Source organism: Herbidospora daliensis (genome assembly GCF_001570585.1).
GTDB classification, from domain to species: Bacteria; Actinomycetota; Actinomycetes; order Streptosporangiales; family Streptosporangiaceae; genus Herbidospora; species Herbidospora daliensis.
Window position 1 is genome coordinate 699,760 of sequence record NZ_BBXF01000002.1, and the last position, 19,455, is coordinate 719,214.

At 67.8% G+C, this 19,455-nt stretch carries 20 protein-coding genes and 1 tRNA gene; 14 read left to right on the forward strand and 7 right to left on the reverse strand.

All coding sequences use genetic code 11. The features are described from left to right. Positions 1-6 precede the first annotated feature (6 nt). From AW274_RS09645 to AW274_RS09670, 6 genes are all read left to right on the forward strand, one after another. A complete protein-coding gene (locus tag AW274_RS09645) occupies positions 7-411 on the forward strand; it encodes a hypothetical protein (RefSeq protein WP_062430700.1) in 405 nt (134 codons plus the stop codon). 136 nt (positions 412-547) lie between these two features. Continuing rightward, a complete protein-coding gene (locus AW274_RS09650) occupies positions 548-1,018 on the forward strand; it encodes a hypothetical protein (RefSeq protein ID WP_157519956.1) in 471 nt (156 codons plus the stop codon). 68 nt (positions 1,019-1,086) lie between these two features. Further along, positions 1,087-2,232, forward strand: coding sequence for a cytochrome P450 (locus AW274_RS09655; protein ID WP_232320056.1), 1,146 nt, complete (start codon positions 1,087-1,089; stop codon positions 2,230-2,232). Between the two features lie 27 nt (positions 2,233-2,259). After that, positions 2,260-2,856, forward strand: a complete 597-nt coding sequence (locus AW274_RS09660) for a copper resistance CopC family protein (protein ID WP_062430703.1) — start codon at positions 2,260-2,262, stop codon at positions 2,854-2,856. A 42-nt stretch (positions 2,857-2,898) separates the two neighbouring features. After that, positions 2,899-4,770, forward strand: a complete 1,872-nt coding sequence (locus tag AW274_RS09665; RefSeq protein ID WP_062430704.1) for a bifunctional copper resistance protein CopD/cytochrome c oxidase assembly protein — start codon at positions 2,899-2,901, stop codon at positions 4,768-4,770. Between the two features lie 10 nt (positions 4,771-4,780). Continuing rightward, the gene (locus AW274_RS09670) at positions 4,781-5,404 is read left to right on the forward strand and encodes a hypothetical protein (protein ID WP_062430705.1); all 624 of its coding nucleotides are present in this window, start codon (positions 4,781-4,783) and stop codon (positions 5,402-5,404) included. 132 nt (positions 5,405-5,536) lie between these two features. Here AW274_RS09670 and AW274_RS40125 read toward each other — a convergent pair whose 3' ends face one another. Further along, positions 5,537-5,734, reverse strand: coding sequence for a hypothetical protein (locus tag AW274_RS40125; protein ID WP_062341885.1), 198 nt, complete (start codon positions 5,732-5,734; stop codon positions 5,537-5,539). A gap of 735 nt (positions 5,735-6,469) precedes the next feature. Between AW274_RS40125 and AW274_RS09685 the strand changes: the two genes are divergently transcribed. The 3 genes from AW274_RS09685 (at position 6,470) to AW274_RS09695 (ending at position 9,244) form a co-directional block, all read left to right on the forward strand. Next, positions 6,470-7,333, forward strand: coding sequence for an NUDIX hydrolase (locus tag AW274_RS09685; protein WP_062430708.1), 864 nt, complete (start codon positions 6,470-6,472; stop codon positions 7,331-7,333). Positions 7,334-7,577: 244 nt separating this feature from the next. Next, complete coding sequence (locus AW274_RS09690; protein ID WP_232320057.1) at positions 7,578-8,570, forward strand: permease; 993 nt, start codon at positions 7,578-7,580, stop codon at positions 8,568-8,570. A gap of 5 nt (positions 8,571-8,575) precedes the next feature. Further along, positions 8,576-9,244 carry a TIGR03943 family putative permease subunit gene (locus tag AW274_RS09695; RefSeq protein WP_198169113.1) on the forward strand — a complete coding sequence of 223 codons (669 nt, stop codon included), beginning with the start codon at positions 8,576-8,578 and terminating at the stop codon, positions 9,242-9,244. A 61-nt stretch (positions 9,245-9,305) separates the two neighbouring features. Here AW274_RS09695 and AW274_RS09700 read toward each other — a convergent pair whose 3' ends face one another. Beyond that, positions 9,306-10,109 carry a CHAP domain-containing protein gene (locus tag AW274_RS09700; protein WP_062430711.1) on the reverse strand — a complete coding sequence of 268 codons (804 nt, stop codon included), beginning with the start codon at positions 10,107-10,109 and terminating at the stop codon, positions 9,306-9,308. Between the two features lie 326 nt (positions 10,110-10,435). On the opposite strand from AW274_RS09700, the gene AW274_RS09705 reads away from it, so the two are divergent. Next, positions 10,436-11,470 carry a S66 peptidase family protein gene (locus tag AW274_RS09705; RefSeq protein WP_062430712.1) on the forward strand — a complete coding sequence of 345 codons (1,035 nt, stop codon included), beginning with the start codon at positions 10,436-10,438 and terminating at the stop codon, positions 11,468-11,470. Positions 11,471-11,479: 9 nt separating this feature from the next. Here AW274_RS09705 and AW274_RS09710 read toward each other — a convergent pair whose 3' ends face one another. Beyond that, entirely contained in the window at positions 11,480-12,214 is a 735-nt protein-coding gene (locus AW274_RS09710; protein ID WP_062430713.1) for a M15 family metallopeptidase, read from the reverse strand. Positions 12,215-12,476: 262 nt separating this feature from the next. Between AW274_RS09710 and AW274_RS09715 the strand changes: the two genes are divergently transcribed. Beyond that, positions 12,477-13,649, forward strand: coding sequence for a DUF8462 domain-containing protein (locus AW274_RS09715; protein WP_439648754.1), 1,173 nt, complete (start codon positions 12,477-12,479; stop codon positions 13,647-13,649). Positions 13,650-13,727: 78 nt separating this feature from the next. Here AW274_RS09715 and AW274_RS09720 read toward each other — a convergent pair whose 3' ends face one another. From AW274_RS09720 to AW274_RS09730, 3 genes are all read right to left on the reverse strand, one after another. Beyond that, complete coding sequence (locus AW274_RS09720) at positions 13,728-14,522, reverse strand: MauE/DoxX family redox-associated membrane protein (protein WP_062430715.1); 795 nt, start codon at positions 14,520-14,522, stop codon at positions 13,728-13,730. Between the two features lie 5 nt (positions 14,523-14,527). Beyond that, on the reverse strand, positions 14,528-15,463 hold the full coding sequence (locus AW274_RS09725) for a hypothetical protein (RefSeq protein WP_062430716.1): 936 nt from the start codon (positions 15,461-15,463) through the stop codon (positions 14,528-14,530). 142 nt (positions 15,464-15,605) lie between these two features. Next, complete coding sequence (locus AW274_RS09730) at positions 15,606-16,088, reverse strand: MarR family winged helix-turn-helix transcriptional regulator (protein WP_062430717.1); 483 nt, start codon at positions 16,086-16,088, stop codon at positions 15,606-15,608. 108 nt (positions 16,089-16,196) lie between these two features. Here AW274_RS09730 and AW274_RS09735 point away from each other — a divergent pair, with 108 nt between their 5' ends. Then, the gene (locus AW274_RS09735; RefSeq protein WP_062430718.1) at positions 16,197-16,760 is read left to right on the forward strand and encodes a YceI family protein; all 564 of its coding nucleotides are present in this window, start codon (positions 16,197-16,199) and stop codon (positions 16,758-16,760) included. A gap of 125 nt (positions 16,761-16,885) precedes the next feature. Continuing rightward, positions 16,886-16,975 (forward strand) — tRNA-Ser (locus tag AW274_RS09740). Here AW274_RS09740 and AW274_RS42930 read toward each other — a convergent pair. After that, complete coding sequence (locus tag AW274_RS42930; RefSeq protein WP_083973955.1) at positions 16,957-17,499, reverse strand: tyrosine-type recombinase/integrase; 543 nt, start codon at positions 17,497-17,499, stop codon at positions 16,957-16,959. The two genes, AW274_RS09740 and AW274_RS42930, sit on opposite strands and share 19 nt — an antisense overlap. A 621-nt stretch (positions 17,500-18,120) precedes the next feature. On the opposite strand from AW274_RS42930, the gene AW274_RS40130 reads away from it, so the two are divergent. Then, positions 18,121-19,362, forward strand: coding sequence for a hypothetical protein (locus AW274_RS40130; protein WP_157519960.1), 1,242 nt, complete (start codon positions 18,121-18,123; stop codon positions 19,360-19,362). Positions 19,363-19,455 lie beyond the last annotated feature (93 nt).

Below are 19,455 nucleotides of genomic sequence, written 5' to 3' on the forward strand. Positions count from 1 at the left end.
GTTCGTATGAGTTACGGCATCAGCTTCCTGCGCCGCGAGCCCGGCCAGTCGTGGCCCGACGCCCATGCGGCGACGGAGGAGAAGGCCCCGGAAACGGTCGACTACGCGATCTGGTCGACCGTCGCCGTCGCGGTGCGCGACGTGCTCGGCGTGGTGTCAGAAGACCTGCTCGACTGCGAGGTGACCCAGCTGTCCACCGGTCTCATGGTGACCTGTCACCTCGGCCGGTGGACCGTCACCTCGCCCGTTCCGCCCGCCGGCGAGGGCGCCGCCCAGCTGCGCGAGGTCTGCCAGATCGTCGAACGGGCGACCGGCCTGACCGCCTACGACCCCCGGCTCGGCGTCGTTCTCGCGGAGCCCGACGATTTCGCCCGCTCGATCGCGGCCTTCGACGGGCTCGCGGCCCGATAGGAACGGCTCAGCCGTCCTCCGGTTTCGCGCCGGCTTTGATCGGCTGGGGCAGCCGGATGGGTGGTGCGCGTGCGATGATTGCGGGGCTATGTCTGCGGCGCTGCCCTTTCGTCTCGCGCGTGCCACGGTGTTCGCCGTGGTCTGTTCGGGGCTTGCCGCCGTCGCCCACACCTTCGCCGGCGGGTCGGTCACCGCTCCGGGGTTGTCCGCCGCCTTCGCCCTCGCCCTGATCGCCGCTTTCCCGCTGACCGCGCGCGAGCGCACGGCCGGCGAGATCATGCCGCTGCTGGGGGCCATGCAAGTGGTGCTGCACCTGCTCTTCTCGGTGCTCCACGTCTCCTCGCCCGAACGGCTCGCCGGGCACCTGCACATGCCGAGCCTGAGCATGATCGTCCTGCACGTCTGGGCGGTCGTCGTCACCGCCTGGTGGCTCGGCCGGGGCGAGGAGCTCTTCTTCACGCTGCTGCGCCGGCTCGCCGGCCGGATTGTCCCGATCTTGTCGCTCCCGCGACCTCTTTCGGTGACAGGCGTGCCCATCCCGGTCGTGCCGGTTGTCGTGCAGAGCACCCATCGTCATCCTGTCGAAGGGCGTGGCCCACCTCGGTGAGGCCGCACACTCCTTCCACCCATGACGATGAGGAACCATCTGTAATGTCCGATTCCGAGTTTCCGCTTGTGCAGTTTCTGCGCGACCGGATGGATCCCATAGCCGAGTTGTCCCAGATCCGGGCCGAACGCGCCGTCCATCCCCTGACCATTCCCGGCGGCTCGACGGTCTGGCTGGTGACCCGGTACGAAGACGTACGGGCCGTGCTGGGTGACACCGCGCGGTTCAGCAACGACTTCGGCAACATCACCGGCATGGGGTCGAATCAGGACGACCCGGGCGGCCTGGGTTTCCGCGACCCGCCCGAGCACACGCGGCTGCGCCGCATGCTCACGCCCGAGTTCACGATGCACCGGCTGCGGCGGCTCGAACCCCGCATCACCGCCATCGTCAACGAGCAGCTCGACCTGATCCAGAAGGACGGCGCCCCCGCCGACCTCGTGTCGTCGTTCGCGCTGCCGATCCCCTCGCTCGTCGTCTGCGAGCTCCTCGGCGTCCCCTACGAAGACCGCGCCGACTTCCTGCGCTTCTCCACCGACCGGTTCGACTTCTCGGCCGGGCCGGAGGCTTCGCTCCAGTCGATCAACGACTCGATGGCCTACCTGACCGAACTGGTCGCGCGTGAACGCCGCGCGCCCGGCGAGGGTCTGCTCGGGGCGCTGCTGCGGGAACACGGAGACGACGTCGGCGACCGTGAGCTGGCCAGTCTCGCCGACGGCCTGCTGACCGGCGGCCACGACACGACCACGAGCATGCTCGCCCTCGGCACCCTCTGGCTGCTGGAGAACCCCGAGTTCCTCGCCCTCGTACGCGACACCGACGACCACATCGACCAGGTCGTCGAAGAGCTGTTGCGCTACATGACCGTCGTCCAGGTCGCCTTCCCCCGGTTCGCCCGGGAAGACCTCGAACTCGCCGGGCAGCCGATCGCGAAGGGCGAGATGGTGCTCTGCTCGTTGTCGGCGGCCAACCGCGACGCGATCCTCGGCGAGGACATGGACACCGCCGACCCGAACCGCCGGGAGCTCAAATCCCACCTGGCCTTCGGTCACGGCGTACATCGATGCATCGGCGCCCCGTTGGCGCGGATGGAAATGCGTGTCGCCTACCCCGCCCTGCTGCGGCGTTTCCCCGGTCTGAGACTCGCCGGCGAGCCCGCGTACCGCCAGGTCGCGATCGTCTACGGTCTCGACTCGCTGCCGGTCGAATGGTGACCTGACTCCATCGGACGGAGTTTTCTCATGCTTTTCCGCAAGACGGCGGCGCTCATTCTCGTGGCGGCCGCGACGCTCTGGCCCGCTTCGGCGGCGCAGGCGCATGACGTACTGAAGAGCAGCAACCCCAAGGAGAACGCCAAGGTCGAGAGCCTGACCGAGGTGGTGCTGGAGTTCAGCAACTCCGTGCGGTTCCCGAAGGTGGTCGTCAACGGCCCCGACGAGAAGAACTACGCGTCGGGCGAGGCGGAGCGCGACGGCCACAAGGTGATCCAGGCCGTGTCGGGCCCGCTGCCGGCCGGGAAGTACGTCATCGCCTACCGGATCGTCTCCTCCGACGGGCACCCCAGAACGGGCGAGGTGCCGTTCACGGTGACCGCTCCGGACACCCCGACTCCTGAACCTTCCGAGGAGGTGGCGGAGACTCCTTCCGCTTCCGCCGAACCGACCCCGGTCGTGGCCTCCACGCCGCCGCCGACGGTGGACGTCGCCCCGCAGAGCAGCGCCGAAGACGCCGACTCCGGTGGCGGCGGCGGGTTCCTAATCCTGGCGATCGGGGTGGGCGTGGTCGCGGTGGCGGCCGTGGTCATGGCGACGCGCCGGAAACCGAACAAGGGCGACTGACCCCCCGGAAGGCTGGATATGAGGTTCCCCCCACGTGCTCAGGTGGCCGTCACCGTCGTCGCGGCGGTCACGGTCCTGTTCGCGGTCCTCTGGTACGGCGGCGGGCGTCCCGCCGCGCTCGTCGAAGGGCTGCCCTCGCCCGGCCTGCTGACCGAATGGGGGCTCCCGCTCGTCCGGCTGCTGCACGACGTCTGCGCCGTCGCGACGGTCGGCCTGCTGCTGACGTCGGTCGCCTTCACCCGCGACGAGGCGATCCGCACCGCCGCGCGGCGGCAGGTCGTGTGGTGGTCGTCGGCCTGGGCGCTGACCGCCCTGGCCACGATCGCCCTGACGCTGTCGGACTTCCTGGGCCTGCCGATCCCCGAGGCCCTGGGCGCCGGGGTGTTCCAGACGTTCGTGCTCTACATCCCGCAGGGCCAGGCGTTCCTGCTGGTGGCCATGATCGCCCTGGTGATCGCGGTCTGCGCGATGCTCAAGGGGGCCGAACCGGTCCTCCTGGGCGCGGCCGTCTTCGCCGCCCTGCCCCCCGCGTATGTCGGCCATTCGGCCTCGGCCGCCGACCACAACCTGGCCGTGTCGAGCCTGATGCTGCACATCGCCGCCGCCGCGATCTGGGTCGGGGGCTTGTACGGCGTGCTGACGCTCGTCCGCCGCGACCGCGACCTGGTGTGGGGGGTGCGCCGGTTCAGCACGGTGGCGTTGTGCGCGTACGCGGCGGTGGGCGCGTCTGGGCTGATCAACGCGTGGGTCAGGCTCGGCGGCTTGGCACCGCTGTTCGAGTCCCGGTACGGGCTGCTGGTGCTCGCCAAGATCGCGGCTCTGGCGGTCCTGGGCTGGTTCGGCTGGCGGCACCGGAAGGTGACGATCGCCCGCCTGGAGGCCGGGGCCGCGCAGCCGGCTCAGGACGAGCCGGTGGGCGGGGACTCAGCCGAGTCTGCCGATGACGGGCCGGAATCGGGGACCGGGCTTGCCGGGGATCGGCGGCCCTTCCTGCGGTTGGCGGCCGTCGAGGTGGCGATCATGACGGCGACCATGGCGCTCGCCGTCGGGTTGTCGCGGACCGCGCCTCCCACGACCACCGACGTGCCGAACGTCAACGCGGCCCTCGGCTATGTGCTGCCGTCGATCTCCTTCGATCGGTTGTTGTCCGAGTCGCGGCTCGACCCGATCATCCTGCTCGGCATCGCCGGGCTCGTGATCGCCTATCTGGTCGGCCTGCGCCGTCAGGTCTGGCCGGTCGGGCGGACCGTCGCCTGGTTCGCGGGCATCCTGGTGCTGCTCTACGCCTCCACGGGTGGATTGTCCGCGTATGGCCCGGCGGTCTTCTCCGTCGTCTCGGTCGAGTACGCGCTGCTCGGCACGGTGGTGCCGGCGTTGCTGGCCTACGGCGCGCCGATCGGGCTCGCCGGCGGGCGGGAGCTGCTGCCGAGGTTCCTCGCCAATCCGGCCGTCGCGCTGGCGTGTTACGTCGCCTCGCCGGTCTTCCTCTACCTGCTCGGGTTCTTCGAGCTGGCCCAGTCGAGCCACGCGCTGCACGTGGCGATGGTCGTCGTCCAGGTCGCGGCCGGGCTGGTGTTCTTCATCGTGGTGGCGGGCGTCGATCCGCTGCCGAGGGCCGTGCACACGTACACGCGCATTCAGCTGGTCGGGATCGCCATCGCGGTGCAGGTCGCGGTCGGGGTGCTGCTGCTGCTCGGGCCGCTGCAGGCCGAGGACTGGTATGCCCTGGTCGCCGTCGACTGGGTGCCCGACCGGGCCGCCGACCAGCAGCTCGGCGCGCTGCTCGGCACCGGGATCACGCTGGTCGTGTTGCTGGGGGTGCTGGTGAGTCTGGTGGTACGGGTCCTCGCGGCCCGCCGCCGGGTTCCGATTCCCAACGTACAAAAGATGGACGATCGTCGGCAGAAGAAGTAACGTCACCCCCATGGCCGTCAAGGTAAGCCGCCGGCCGGTTCCCCCGCCGGCCCCCGCCCCCCGCAAGCCGTACCTCATCGCGGTTCTGCTCGTCGTCGTGCTGGCCGTGGGTGCGGGCATCGGTTATCTGGTCGGACGTCCCGACTCGGTCGAGAAGATGCAGATCGCCGACCTCAAGCGGGACGCCGAGCAGATCAAGACCCTGACCGACCAGGCGCGCCTGACGGTCGAGGAGCTCGACAAGATCCTGCCCGCCATGGGGGAGCCCGGCCCGCCGGACGTCCCGGCGTGGCAGGAGGCCATCCGCAAGGCGGTCGAACGCCACTCTGAGACGCCGAGCGGCATGACCGAGACCAACGTCGCCCGGGGCGGCTTCCGGAGCGCGGTGAACGCTCTGTCGATCTCCGTCGACCTGCTGGCCGCGGCGCAGAAGCTGCCCGAGGCCGACCGGGCGCCGTACATCGAACTGGCCACCCGCCAGCGCACGCTCGCGGTCACGACCTGGTCGGTCGCCGCCACCCAGCTCGACCAGCTGAACGTCGAGGCGGGCTACGGCCACCAGCACGCCTACCTGTCGGGCGCTCCCGGCGAGGGCGGCATGCACGCGGATGAGATTCCGGAAGGCACGGAGTGACCTCGGTCCTCCATCGGGCTCCGGCGGGTGTGGTCGCGTCCACCCGCCGGACCGGGACCGCAAGCCCATGGACCCGCGGATATTGACGCATCGGCGACCCGGCGGAACCCGGGCCGTCGTTTTGGGACGTTCCTATTCGGGGCTGCACCACTCCGCGACGGCGGCGACGAAACCCTCCGCCGTCGGGGCCGCCACCGCGAGCTGCTCGGCGGCGAACGCGGAGAACTGCATGGGGTCTTCGGGTGAGGCGAGGATCTTCTCGCAGACCTGGGAGCCGACCGTGAGGGCCTTCTCCTGGTTGGTCGCGAGGGCCGGGTCGACAGAGGCCAAAGCGGTGAAGAAAGCCTTCTTCTGGCCTTCGGAAGGTTCGGGGGCGGCGGGGACCGTGATCTCCGTCGGGCTGGCCTGGACTGCGGCCGTCGTTGCCTCTGACGTCGCCGGAGCCGCCGTTTCCGCGTCTCCCGCGCACCCTGCGACGGCGATGACGGCAACAGCGAGAGTGGTAGCGAGTCGAATCATGAAAAATCACCCTAGCGCCCACCCCTCCCGGGGGAGGGGCGGGCGTGGATTGCCGTGCTATGGACAGCCCGCTCCCGCGTGTCGTGGAATGGCGACGAATGCGGTTCGCAGGTGAGAAGCCATACGTTAACCGTCTCATCCGGACGGATCGGGAAGGATGACTTACCAGTCCATAACGATCAGCCATCGGGCCCGTCACAACCAGCCGGTAGCCGTCGCCCTCAGGGTCAACTTCTGTCGGCGCCCCAGGTCAACATGACAGGCACGACAGAGAGAAGACCAGCGATGCAACAGTGGCACCGATCGACCCCACTACCGCAGGTGTGGCCGACTGACCGGTATGAGGTGAAGAGCACCAGACCGGCGCCCGATTTCACATCTGTTGACCGATATCACTTCGCCGAATTGGCGCTTGAGTCGGCCGAGAACCTGATGTCGTCAGGGTGGGTCACCCATGTGACGGTCGTCAGGATCGACGACGGGACCGTCCTTTTCGACACCAAGGCGGTGGTTCCGTTGGAGTCGTGGTAGCCGATCATTGACCCCATGACAGCCAAGGACGGGGACGGCTGGACCCACTGCGGCCGCGGCCACCAGCACTGGGGCGTGTATGGAGCCTCGGGCCTGCTCGCCGTGCACCACACGGCGCGTGCCTCCTACGTCCTGATGCAGAAAAGAGCCCTGTGGAGTCACCACGGCGGAACGTGGGGGCTCCCCGGGGGCGCGATCGACAGCCACGAGGACGCGATCACCGGCGCGTTGCGTGAGGCACATGAGGAAACCGCCCTTTCGCGCGACGCCCTGCGGGTGCGGGGCGTGTACCTGGACGACCACGGCGGCTGGACCTACCAGACCGTGATCGCGACGGCTGTGGAAAAACTCCCCGTCCACCTGAACATGGAGAGCACCGCTCTCCGATGGGTCACCCTGGCCGAACTCCCCCGGCGGCGTTTGCACCCCGGATTCGCGGAGACGTGGCCAGTGGTGAGGGAGATGCTGAAACCGCTGGTCGTGGTGGTCGACGCGGCCAACGTGATCGGCGCACGAGCCGAACACGGCTGGTGGCGCGACCGCGCCGGGGCGACGTCGCGCCTGCTGGCCGAACTGGTCGCCCTGGCCGTCGACGGGGTGATCGCCCCGATCGAGGGCCTGCCGCTGCTGACCCGGCGCTTTCCCCAACTGGTCGTGGTGGTGGAGGGGGCCGCGCGGGGGGCGAGGGTGCCGGAGGGTCCGATCGACGTCCGGTCGGCGGAGGGCAGCGGCGACGACACGATCGTGGCGGTCGTCAGAGAGGCTCCGGTGTGGGAGACGGTGCTGGTGGTGACGGCCGACCGGGGGCTGCGCGAACGGGTGCAGGCGGAGGGGGCGTTGGTGACCGGGCCTAAGTGGCTACTAGGCCAACTGCCCTGAATCGGGCTGATGGTCTTGGTGACCGAGACGAGGCGGCTGCTGGTTTTGCTGGTCACTGCCTTGGCGAGCGGGCCCGAAGTCAGCTTCCCTGCCTGTCGGGCCTGGCGATGGCCGGCGAGGGTGCCTTACTGCTGATGGGCGTTCCGAGGTGCTGGTGCTCGGAAACCCTGGTGTTGTTCGGGCTTTTCCACAGGGGCCGCGTTGTCGTCGTCGGAGCTTCGGGCCGTCTGTCAGCATCGGGGGCGTGGCTGAGCGTCTTGAGGTTTCTCCCGCCGAAGTGCCGCACGCCGACGATGAGCGCACCGGGCAGGCGTCGTTCGGCTCCTGGGTGTTCGTCGTGGTGCTCTGCCTGTTGTTGCTCGGGCAGTTCTTCTACGCGCCCTACCTGACCTCGCCCGCGCTGCAGACCTGGTCGACGGTGTTCGTCGCCATCTGCGTCCAGGCGCTGCCGTTTCTCGTCTTCGGGGTTCTGCTCTCCGCGGCGATCACGGCTTTCGTCCCCGCGTCGTTCTGGACTCGGGCGCTGCCCAGGCGGCCCGCGCTGGCCGTGCCGGTGGCGGGGGTGGCGGGGGCGGTGCTGCCGGGGTGTGAGTGCGCCTCGGTGCCGGTGGCGTCCGGGCTGATCTCCCGGGGGGTGAGCCCTTCGGCCGCGCTGGCGTTTCTGTTGTCTTCGCCGGCGATCAATCCGGTGGTCGTCGTGGCGACCGTGGTCGCGTTTCCGGGGCAGCCGATGATGGCGGTGGCGCGGTTCGTGGCGTCGCTGGTGGTGGCCGTGCTGGTCGGGTGGGTCTGGTTGCGGTTCGGCAAGGGGGAGTGGCTTCGGGCGCGGCGGCGGCACGAGCACGCCGGGTTCGCCGAGGCGATGCGGCACGATCTCCTGCACGCCGGGGGGTTCCTGGTCGTCGGCGGCATGGCGGCGGCCACGATGAACGTGGTCGTGCCGCGTGCATGGCTCGACGCGCTGGCCGACGACTTCTGGGTGTCGGTGCTCGTGCTCGCGTTGCTGGCGGTGGTGTTGTCGATCTGCTCGGAGGCCGACGCGTTCGTGGCCGCCTCGTTGACCGCCTTCTCGCCGACGGCGCGGCTGGCGTTCCTCGTGGTCGGGCCGATGGTCGATCTGAAGCTGATCGCCCTCCAGGTCGGTACGTTCGGCCGCCGGTTCGCGGTCAGGTTCGTGCCGCTCACGTTCTCGCTGGCCGTGCTGGTCAGCGTCGTCACCGGGGTGGTGCTGTTGTGAACCGGGTGACCCAGAGTCTGGTGCTCGTCCTGCTCGGCGGGGCGGTGTTGCGGATCACGACGGTGTCGAACGAATACCTCAACTACGTCAAGCCGGGGTTCCGCTACCTGCTGATCGCCGCCGCTGCGACCGTGTTGGTGGTCGGCGCGGTGGGGCTCTTCAAGAAGGAGGACGGCCATCGGGGGCCGTGGGTGGCCTGGCTGCTCACCCTGCCCGTGTTCGCGATCTTCCTGGTCGCGCCGCCGCCTCTGGGGAGCTATGCCGCCAGGTCGGAGGAGGCGCCCGCGCGGCCGGTGGGGGCGTTGACGGCGTACACGCCGCTGACCGCGCCGGTCTCCACGATGACCATCGGGGAGTTCCTCGGGCGGGCCTGGGGCGACCCGACGAAGTCGCTGGCGGGCAAGCAGGTGCGGCTGACCGGGTTCGCGGTGTCGTCCAAGAACAAAGGGCAGTGGTACGTCGCGCGCATGCAGATCGCCTGCTGCGCGGCCGACGCGGTCCCGTTGAAGGTGTCGGTGCTCGGGTGGCCGGCCCCGGCGGAGGACCAGTGGATCGAGGTCACCGGCACGTGGGTGCCGCCGACGGCCGGCGGGCCCGAGCCGGGCACGGTCGCCCCGGAACTGGAGGCGACCGGCGTGACGGAGATTCCGCGGCCGGTCGAGCCCTACGAGTGAAAGACGATCGGGGCGGACGCCGGGCAGGGGAATCCCGGCGTTCGCCCCGATCGAGGGTGGGTCAGCGTTTGCCGCACGCGACCCAGTGAGAGATGAGCTTCTTGAGCGCGCCGCTCTTCTTGGCGGCGGCCAGGCCGAGCGCGACCGGCAGCAGCAGGGTGCCGGCGGCCAGCGGCTCGGGGGTGCCGGCCAGCAGGCCGTTGACGTCGTGGGTGTTGACCTTCTGCGCCGTCATCGACTGGGTGGTCTCGGCGACGGGCTGCTTGACGGACACCATCTCGGGGGTGCCGGTCAGCATGCCGTTCACGTCGGCCGACTTGGCCTGCTTGGTGGTGGCCGACAGCGCCGTCTCGGCGGCGGCCTTCTTGGCGGCCAGGTTGACGACCTTCTCCTTGGCCTGGAACTTCTCGCGGATCTTCTCCGGGTAGCCGTAGCCGACGATGGTGTTGTCGGTGCGGACCTTGGAGACGACCATGTTGCTGATGTTGCCCTCGATCGTCTCGATCGTGTGGTCGTTGATGACCTTCTTGACCAGGCCGACGTGGTCGATCGCGCTGATGTTCTTCGAGTGTCCCCAGTCGAAGAAGACGACCGCGCCGGGCACGGGCGTGGTTCCCCAGGCGCCCTGGTTCTCGAACCACTGGGCGTGCTCGGGGGTGTAGGCGAACTGGCCGACGTCCTGCGCCTGGCCGGTCTGGTGGGCGGCCCAGGAGACGAACATGTCGCACCAGGCGGCGTCCTTGTAGCCGGCCTTCTTGACGACGTTCTGGCCGAACCACTCTCCGAACTTGGATGAACCGTTGACCTCGGCGTAGCCCATCTGGGAGTTGGCCACGTTGATCAGCGCGTCAGCATAGTTCGTCATGAGAATCCTGAACGTTTCCGATCCTGTCTGTCGACCGCGCCGCAGGGCGGTAGACCGGAATCGCTCTCTGTAGACAGTGGGGCAGTTCTCGCTTTACCGGCGTGGGCACCGGAGTGGGGCGATCCTTGCGGCAACTTTGGTCACGGATTACCGCGACAGGTCCCAATCTATCCACGCTCAAGCCGGGGTCAAACGCTTCGCGGGGTTCTTTACTTTCGAACCGGTTTATCGATTCAGGTAAAGCGATTTTACTTTTGTCGAATTCCCTTGCGGGCACGGGGATCGCGCACTGTCGGGAAGATCGCCGACCCTGGTAGCGTCGACGGATGCTTTACCCAAAGAAGCTCAAACAGGGTGATCGTGTCGCCGTCGTCGCGCCCTCCGGAGGTCTCCCCGAGGTCTTCCCGATCCCGTTCGATCATGGTCTGCGGCGCCTCAGAGACGAGTTCGGGCTGGTCACGGTAGAGCTGCCGACCACTAGGCGGATGAACGCGACGCCGCAGGAAAGGGCCGCCGACATCACCGCGGCCTTCGCCGATCCGTCGATCAAGGCGCTCGTCGCGGCCATCGGGGGCGACGACCAGATCACCGTCATCCCGCATCTCGACGACGAGGTGATCAGACGCAATCCCAAGCCGTTCTTCGGCTACAGCGACAACACCAACCTGCTCGCGCACCTGTGGCGGCTGGGGATCGTCGGTTATCACGGGGGTTCGGTGATGGTGCAATTCGGCCGGGGCGGCGCGATGCACCCGATCACCAAGGCGTCTTTACATGCCGCTTTCTTTACCTCCGGTCCGTACGAGCTGACGGAGTCGTACGAATACGGCGACGTCGAACAGGACTGGGAAGATCCGGAATTCGTCAATGGCGCGCCGCTCATGACCGAATGCGGCGGCTGGATATGGCACAACGCCGACCGGGTGGTCGAGGGCGTCACGTGGGGAGGCAACCTGGAGATCCTCCACTGGATGCTGGCCGCCGATCGCGACGTCGCGGCGCCGCAGACGTACACGGGCATGGTGCTCTTCATCGAGACCAGCGAGGAGATGCCGTCGGCGGCCGAGGTGTTCCGCATGCTGCGCAACCTCGGGGAGCGCGGCATCCTCGGGCGGTTCGCGGCCGTGGTGTGCGGGCGGGCGAAGGCGTGGTCGTTCGAGCACCGGAACGGGCCCGAGGAGAAGGCGCGGTACGCGCGGGAGCAGCGGGAGGCGATCCTCCGGGCGCTGACCGTCTACGCGCCGGAGGCGCTGGCGGTCTTCGACGTGGACCTCGGGCACACCGACCCGCAGGTGGTCATCCCGTATGGCGGGCGGATGCGGCTCGACGGGCCTGCTCGGAAGATCACCGTGGACTACTGACCGCGTCTCTCAGCGGCCGCTCTTGCTGAAGTGCTGGTAGTCCTTGGTGCCGGTCCAGTCGCCGCCCCAGCCCCAGCCGATGCTCGCGAACGCCTCGACCACTCGGTCGCCGGCGTTGATCACGCCGGGCTTCTTCAGCGGTCGGTCGACGAAGTCGTCGGCGTTGCTGTGGGCGTGCGCGCCGTCGGCCTCCACGTAGGGGTTCTCCCTCGGGTTGAGGTCGACCGCCAGGCCGTAGGCGTGTTGCGACCAGTTCGTCGAGCCCGTCGCGGCGCGGCAGTTGAAGGCGGAGGTGTTGTCGGCGTCGATCGAGGCGTAGTCGTCGCCCTTGTACTTGTCGACCAGTTCCATGCGCTTGATGGGGAAGCGGAAGTCGTACAACTTCTTGAAGACCGAGGCGACGTCTTCGGCCACCGACGCGTTCACGACGAGTTGGCCGGTGTGGGCCTTGTCGTCGAATCCCCAGTACGTCATGGTGATCATCCGCAGGTCGTTCAGGCCGACCGGGCAGCCCGGACGCCAGGAATATCTCACCTGGTCACGGGTCACCTTCGTGATCTTCGACGTGAACTCGGGCGGGGCCGTCGGTGTCGGCGATGGGCTCGCGGCGGCCGAGGCCGCGGGCGTCGTCTCCGTCACGATCGGGGCGGGCGAGACGGCCGCGGGGGTGGTCGTGGCGCCGCACGCCACCGCCCCCAGGCTTGCCGTCAGCCCCACTGCCAGCGCTGACCTGCGGATTGACATGCTTCGAGCGTACCCACGCCGATGTCGGACTTTCCGATCAGCGTCAGGGTTTTACGGTGAAACGCTCGCGCATGTGTTCGGATCCGCGCTACAGTCGATCGCATCGGATCGAACAGATGTTCCCTGTGAAAGCCCTGGTAGGTGGTGTGCGATGGCGGTCGGGCTGGTGGCGCGGCCTCACGGCGCGACACGCCGTAGGTCTTTCTACGGAAATCTACGACGGCCGCTATATCCGGTCATAAAGTCCGACACCGTGGACCCTGTGCGCAACCCCTATGCCCCCGGTGCGGGGCAGCGCCCTCCCGAGCTGGCCGGGCGCGATCGTGAGCTGCAGCAGTTCGAGGTCGTGCTCGAGCGGGTGGCCCGCGGGCGGCCCGAGCGGAGCATGGTGATCACGGGGCTGCGGGGTGTCGGCAAGACCGTGCTGCTCAACACGTTCAAGTCGATGGCCATCCAGCGGTTGTGGGGGACGGGCAAGATCGAGGCCCGGCCCGAGCAGTCGATCCGGCGGCCCGTCGCGGCGGCGCTGCACATGGCGGTCCGCGAGCTGGCGCCCCGGCATCGGGCGCCCGAGCGCATCGACGAGTTCCTGGGCGTGCTGAAGGCGTTCGCGATGCGCGATCCGTCGGCCGCCAAGGGCACCACCCACTGGTCGCCCGGCATCGACGTGCCCGCCGCGCGGGGCCGCGCCGACTCCGGCGACCTCGAGATCGACCTGACCGAGCTGCTCAGCGACGCCGCCGGCGTGGCGACCGACCTCGGGGTCGGCATCGCGCTGTTCATCGACGAGATGCAAGACGTGCCGGCCGCCGACATCTCGGCGCTCTGCGCGGCCTGTCACGAGTTGTCGCAGATAGGCGGGCCGCTGATCGTGGTGGGTGCGGGGCTGCCGCACCTGCCGTCGGTGTTGTCGGCGTCCAAGAGCTATTCAGAACGGCTTTTCCGGTACGCCAGGATCGACCGCCTCGACCGGGAAGCCGCCGACATGGCGTTGATCGTCCCGGCCGAGGAAGAAGGCGTGGCGTTCACCAGCGACGCCCTCGACGCCCTTTACGAGGCCGCCGACGGCTACCCCTACTTCGTCCAGGCCTACGGCAAGGTCGCCTGGGACCTGGCGCCGCGCAGCCCGATCACCGCCGAAGACATCAAGGTGTCGGCGCCCGAGGCCGAGGAGGAGCTCGCCGTCGGGTTCTTCGGTAGCCGCTACGAACGGGCGACCCCGGCCGAGCGCGACTACATGCACGCCATGGCGCAGCTCGGCGACGACCCGGTGGCGACCGCCGAGGTCGCCGAGGCGCTGGGGCGCAAGCCGTCCAGCCTGTCGCCGGCCCGCGACAGTCTCATCAAGAAAGGCCTGATCTACAGCGCCGAACGCGGCCTGATCGCGTTCACCGTTCCCCATTTCGGCCGGTTCCTGCGTGCGCAGCCCGTCTGATCCCTTGTCCTCTCTACGGCTTTCTAGAGGGGAAGCTAGAGAGTCGTAGAGAGCTAAATCAGCCGTGTCTAAGGGTTTCTAGAGAGAAGCCGAGACACGGATAGATTGCTGGATGGGCGTGTGCCCGCCGACCACCGCGACGCGGACCGGCGGGCGCCGCCCGCTCAGGTAGACCGCGAAGACGACTTCCGCGCCGTTGAGCGCCTCGAAGACGTAGAAGCGCCAGCAGAGTTCCCGCCACGAGTCGCTCGGCATCTCGCTGCCGAGCAGGTGGGCGTGGTTGCGCCAGACCGTGCTCGACCGCAGCCGGGCCGCGGCCCGCTCGGGAGCGAAGGGGCGCAGTTCGCAGGGCGCGCGATACTTCAGCCGGGCGTAGGTCTCCTCGATCTCCGGCGACAGCGCCAGCAACACCACCGTGAAACCGGCCAGCCAGGCGAGCATCTGCCAGGTCGGCGACGGCAGGCCCGGGGAGCCGTCGAGGGCGACGACCACGGCCATGCCGGTCAGGACGAGGGTGCGCATGATCGCGCGCAGGCCCACCGGGGTCGCGCTCACGTCGCCGAAACAGCCGCAGCCGGCGTCGGGGCGGCGGCGGCGCAGGTCGTACAGGACATAGGTGGCGACCGTGAAGAACGCCACGGTCATCCAGCGGGGAGCCGGGTGGTCGATCAGCAGCAGGCCCGCGACCAGGCCGAACTCGCCGACCGCGCAGCAGATGAGGGCGTTCTTGCGCCAGCTCTCGGGGGCCAGCACGGCCGGTCCGAGCCGGCCGAAGGCGCCGGGCTCCGAGTCTCGCCCGGCCGTGACGAGCTTGGCGACCCCGCCGATCACCAGCATGAACACCAGAATGGGTTGCGCCGCCCCGGCGACCATTCCGCTCACCCCAATCCCACGCGCACGTTGAAGCAGCCGTTGGTCAGATCGCCGCCGAGTTCCACGTAAGACATGGCCGACAGCTCCACCACCCGCCCCCGGGGGGATGTGCCACATTCCACGCATCGGTCGCAGAACCGCCCCGCCATGCAGCCACAGGCCACCACGGGAAGCACGGTCGCGCGATCGGCGCAGACATTCCGTACATGAACGCTCGAACCGAGCGCGAGATAAGGGAGAGCGGCGCACGAGACGCCCGCGTCGCCGCAACCGGTGTCCGACTGCTCCAGCATCGGGTAGGCCGCGCCCGCTTCGATGTGGTCTGACCAGACGGCCGTCCCGGAGATCTTCGACTGTACGCCGCCATAAGCCCCCGGAGGATCGGGGACGTGGGCCGCCCGGTAGGCGGGCTGCGAGGTGGCCGGGATCTGCGCGAGCGCGGTCGTGCCCTCGACGGTGCCGATCGCGTCGAACAGGAAGCCGGGTTCGAGCCGCGGATAACGCACCCTGACCCGGCCCGACGACCGATAGGGGATCACCACCGACCGGCGGCCCCGGTGTGGCCCGCAGTCGAGCACGACGGAGATGTCATCACGACCCGAGACGGACAGGATGATCCCGGTCATCCGGGTCACGTCGGCCCAGATGCGGTCGACGACCTTGCCCTGCCGGAGCGCCCGGATGATCACCCGGGCGCCCACCGGCAGGTCCGCCGGGGCCACGAAGCCCCCCCGCCAGGCCTTCGCCCAATGGGCGATGACCAGGCGCTCCTCGCGGCCCTCGTCGTCTTCGATGATGATCAGGTGGGGACTGACGTCGAGAATGGTGCCGCTGACGGCGTCGAGCAGCACTCCCGTCTCGGCGTGCGCGCGCGGCGGTTCGAGCTCGCGGCCGAGCACGGCCGCCGCCAAGGCTCTCCGGCGTTTCGCTGGTATCCCCACGCTCTGTAGCCTCACATGTCGTCTGCCCTAATAGAGGCATAATTCAGGCGTTGACTGCCGAGCGGGATCAGAATCCTCGTACTGGATGGAATCCCATGTCCCCCGTGTCAGGGCATATCACCACCTCGACGGCTTGTCCCTTTTAAGTGGCGGCTTCGATTTCCTCGGCGCCGGCGGTGGCGCAGGGCCGCACGACGTCCCGGATGAGGCGGAGGGTCTCCAGGAAATGATCGAGCTCGGCCGGCTGCAGCAACCCGGTGAACCAGTGCTCGATGTCTTCGAGGTGCCGGGGCAGCACCTCGATCAGCCGGGCCCGCCCGGCGTCGGTGATCTGGGGGTAGAAGGCGCGCCGGTCGGTCGCGCAGGCCTCGCGGGAGACCAGGCCCTCGCGCTCCAGCCGGTCGATGACGCGGGTGATGCCGCTGGTGGATAGGTTGGTCTGAGCTGCGAGGTCACTCATGCGGAGCCCCTGGCCAGGGGATCGGGCCAGCCGGATCAGCGTCTCGAAGTCGACCTCGGAGAGGCCGGCCTCCGCGAAGGCGCGCCGATTTTTGTCGGCGATGCCCGTGTAGACCTCGGCGAACAGCCCCATTGCGGTCAGCCGAGGGTCGTCGAATGGATCCATGCGTCGAGTCTACGCCACGATGGTTGACGGCAGGAATATCTGTCCGGTAGACATTTGTTGGAGCAAACATCCGCAGGACAACTACCGCCTCTCCTGGAGTTAACGATCATGAGCGTACGCGAGTGGAACGGCCAGACCATCCCCACGGCCGGCACCTTCACCCTTGACGTCGCACACACCCGCGTCGGCTTCGTGGCCAAGCACATGATGGTCAGCAAGGTCCGGGGCAACTTCGAGAAGTTCGACGGCACCATCACCGTCGCCGAAGAGCCGCTCCAGTCCAGCGTCGACGTCACCCTCGAGGCCGCGTCGATCACCACCCACGTCGGCGACCGCGACAACCACCTCCGCAGCGACGACTTCCTCGCCGCCGACAAGTACCCGCAGATCACCTTCAAGAGCCTCCGCGTCGAGAACGTCTCCGGCGACGAGTTCACCCTCGTCGGCGAGCTCACCATCCGCGACGTGACCCAGGAGGTCCCGCTCCGCGTCGAGTTCGGCGGCGCCGCCACGAACCCGTGGGGCCAGGAGATCTTCGGCTTCTCCGCCGAGACCGAGATCGACCGCGAGGTCTTCGGCCTGACCTGGAACCAGGCGCTGGAGACCGGTGGCGTGCTGGTCAGCAAGAAGATCAAGATTGAGATCGAGGGCGAGGCCGTGCGTCAGGCCTGACGCCTCCTCCCTGTCGCGCGGACCTTGTCCACAGGCTGTGGATAAGGTCTGTGCGACGCGACGCGCATCCACTTTGCCGCGTCGGCGGATCGCCGGTACTCTGTCGGGAGCCGATATGGCTGCCAGGAGGTTTCGCCTAGTCCGGTCTATGGCGCCGCACTGCTAATGCGGTTTGGGTCTCAAGCCCATCCGGGGTTCAAATCCCCGAACCTCCGCAGTTCAGAGGCCCTCTTCCCTTAACGGGACGAGGGCCTTTTTGCTGCCTGAAACGGGTCAGTGTTGCAGTTTGGGTCGCAGTTTGGGTTGCAGTTTGAGCGGGGCCGAGGCGGTCGCTGGCGTCCTTCATTTGGAGGCTTGCGACGTGGGTGTAGCGCTCGGTCGTGGTGACCTTGGTGTGGCCGAGGACCTCTTGCACGACGCAGATGTGCACACCCTGTTCTATGAGGAGCGTTGCGGCGGTGTGGCGGGCGTCGTGGACTCGGGCGTCTCGGATCTTGGCCTGACGGAGGACCGACTTCCAGACCTTCCAGTCTTCGGTTCGTTCGATGGGGCCGCCGAGCCTGGTCGCGAAGACGAGGTCATTGTCTTCCCACCTGTCGCCGGCCTTCAGACGTTCGGCGGCCTGGAGTCGGCGGTGTTCCCTCAGCAGGGCAAGGAGGGCGGGCGGGCATTGAAGGGTGAGTTTGGACTTGCCCTTGCGCTGGCGGAACTCCAGGCCGCCGCCTGATTTGGGGGGCATTTGTCCGCGTGGGCCGTCCGGTCTTTCAAGCGGGGGGCACCGGTATCAGGCGTGGCCGGACTTCTTGCGGTCCTCTTTGCATGAGGGTTCGTGCGAGTGGATCTTGTAGTTCCCCCATGCGCGGCACGTGGTGCTATTTCTAGCCGCAGGGCGCCGCAGGTTGTCGGTGACGATCGGCGGGCCAGGACTTCATTCCTCAGCCAGACCATCGGTTGTATGGGCATCGGGCGAGATGTAACGCAACCACGCCGCCGTTGCGGCGGCCCTCGGGTGCAGCCTCGAGCCCGTCGATGTGCTCACCAAGGAGCTCGACCGGACTTGGCGCTAGACCGGCTCGACTGAGGCCGGGTGCTTCCGGCCAGCGCACCTCGTCGCGCTGCCGATGTTCGTCCCCTCGACGGCTGACCTCAGATGCGGGGCGTTGAGGTTCAGCCGGGACCGGTCTTGCCGCCCAAAGTGCGTCGCCGCGCATCGATGGCGACTTCAGCGACCTGGCAGGCGATATGGGCGAGAAGTCCTACAGGACAGCAAAGTTGGCATAGGTGATGGTCCTTCGTAATGATCCGTTTTGTCGGTATCGGTCTCTACTCTGAGCGCCGATAGTGAGAAGGGATCTGCTCTATGGCGGTTTGGTGGGTTAACCAGCGGCACACGTTCGATCAAGAGCTCGCGGCCGGGATTCTCTGGGCTCCCAAGGCCGACAGAAACGGACATCGCAAGTCACACTGGAACACCATGACGGAGGTGCGTCCGGGCGACACTGTCATCCACTACGCGTCCAAGGCGGTGGTCGCGGTGAGCGTGGTCACTGCCGCTGCTGTCGATGCTCGCCGGCCAATGGACTTGCCGGACGACTGGGATCGGGACGGTCGACTCGTAGAGGCTGTCTACCGTCGGGCGACCCGGCCCGTCTCGCTGACTGAGATTCCGCAACAGTGGCGCACAGGACACTCATCACCGGGCGGTCCGTTTAAGCGTGACGGTGGTGTCAACCAGGGGTACCTCTTCCGAGTGGACGATGACTTTAGCGACCGGTTTATGCACCAGTTCGGTGACCGGTTCGCTGGCGTTTCCGCGGCGCTACCTGCGGAGGCGAACGAGAGCGCCACCAATGTTCTTCGGCGGCTTCTCGGCGAGGAGCTCACCACCATCTCTGGTCAGCGCAACCGTATTCTTGAAGTGCAACCTCCCAATGTTCGAGTCGCGACCAGTCGATCCCCCGAAGGCAAGTTAATTCCGATTGCAGACGTAGAGGCTGCCCTCGCCAGACTCCAGTCTCGGGGAAGCGTCACGATCCATCCCGATGAGGTGGGTTACCGGAGTGCTTTCATCGGCTCGGTGCTTCTTACCTTCCCAGGGGTCGAGCTAAGAGAAGGCACACCGCCAGTCATCGCTGTACGTCCTCCTGATGCGCCTGACACGCCAACACAGGACCAGGAAAGCCTCAGCTACGAAGGTGAACTGGACCGGCCCGTCACGGCTGCGCAACGTGGGGAGCAAGCACGCTTGCGCCGAAGGCTCTTCGGATCAGACACCGTTGCAGTGTGCGCCCTATGCGGCGATACCTTTCCTGTGCGCTTCCTTGTCGCCGCTCACATCAAAATGCGGAGCCTCTGCACGGACGAAGAACGCCGCGACCTCGCGCATATTGCGATGCCGGCATGCCACTTCGGTTGCGATGCTCTCTATGAGACGGGCTACATCTCCGTTGATCAAGACGGGAAGGTCGTAGCAGCAGCCGTAGAAAACGAGGACTTCCTATCAGCTCGGCTTTTGTATCTGGCTGGCCGGGCTTGCCTGTCGTTCACTGAAGGTAGTCGCCGCTACTTCGCATGGCACTACGACAATCGCTTCCGACGGTGACATAGGTGGCCTGTTTTACACACTAGCGGAGGCGATGCCTTCGGCTCTGATAGGAGACCCGTCCTCAATCAGCGCCCATGGGGGCTCATACGG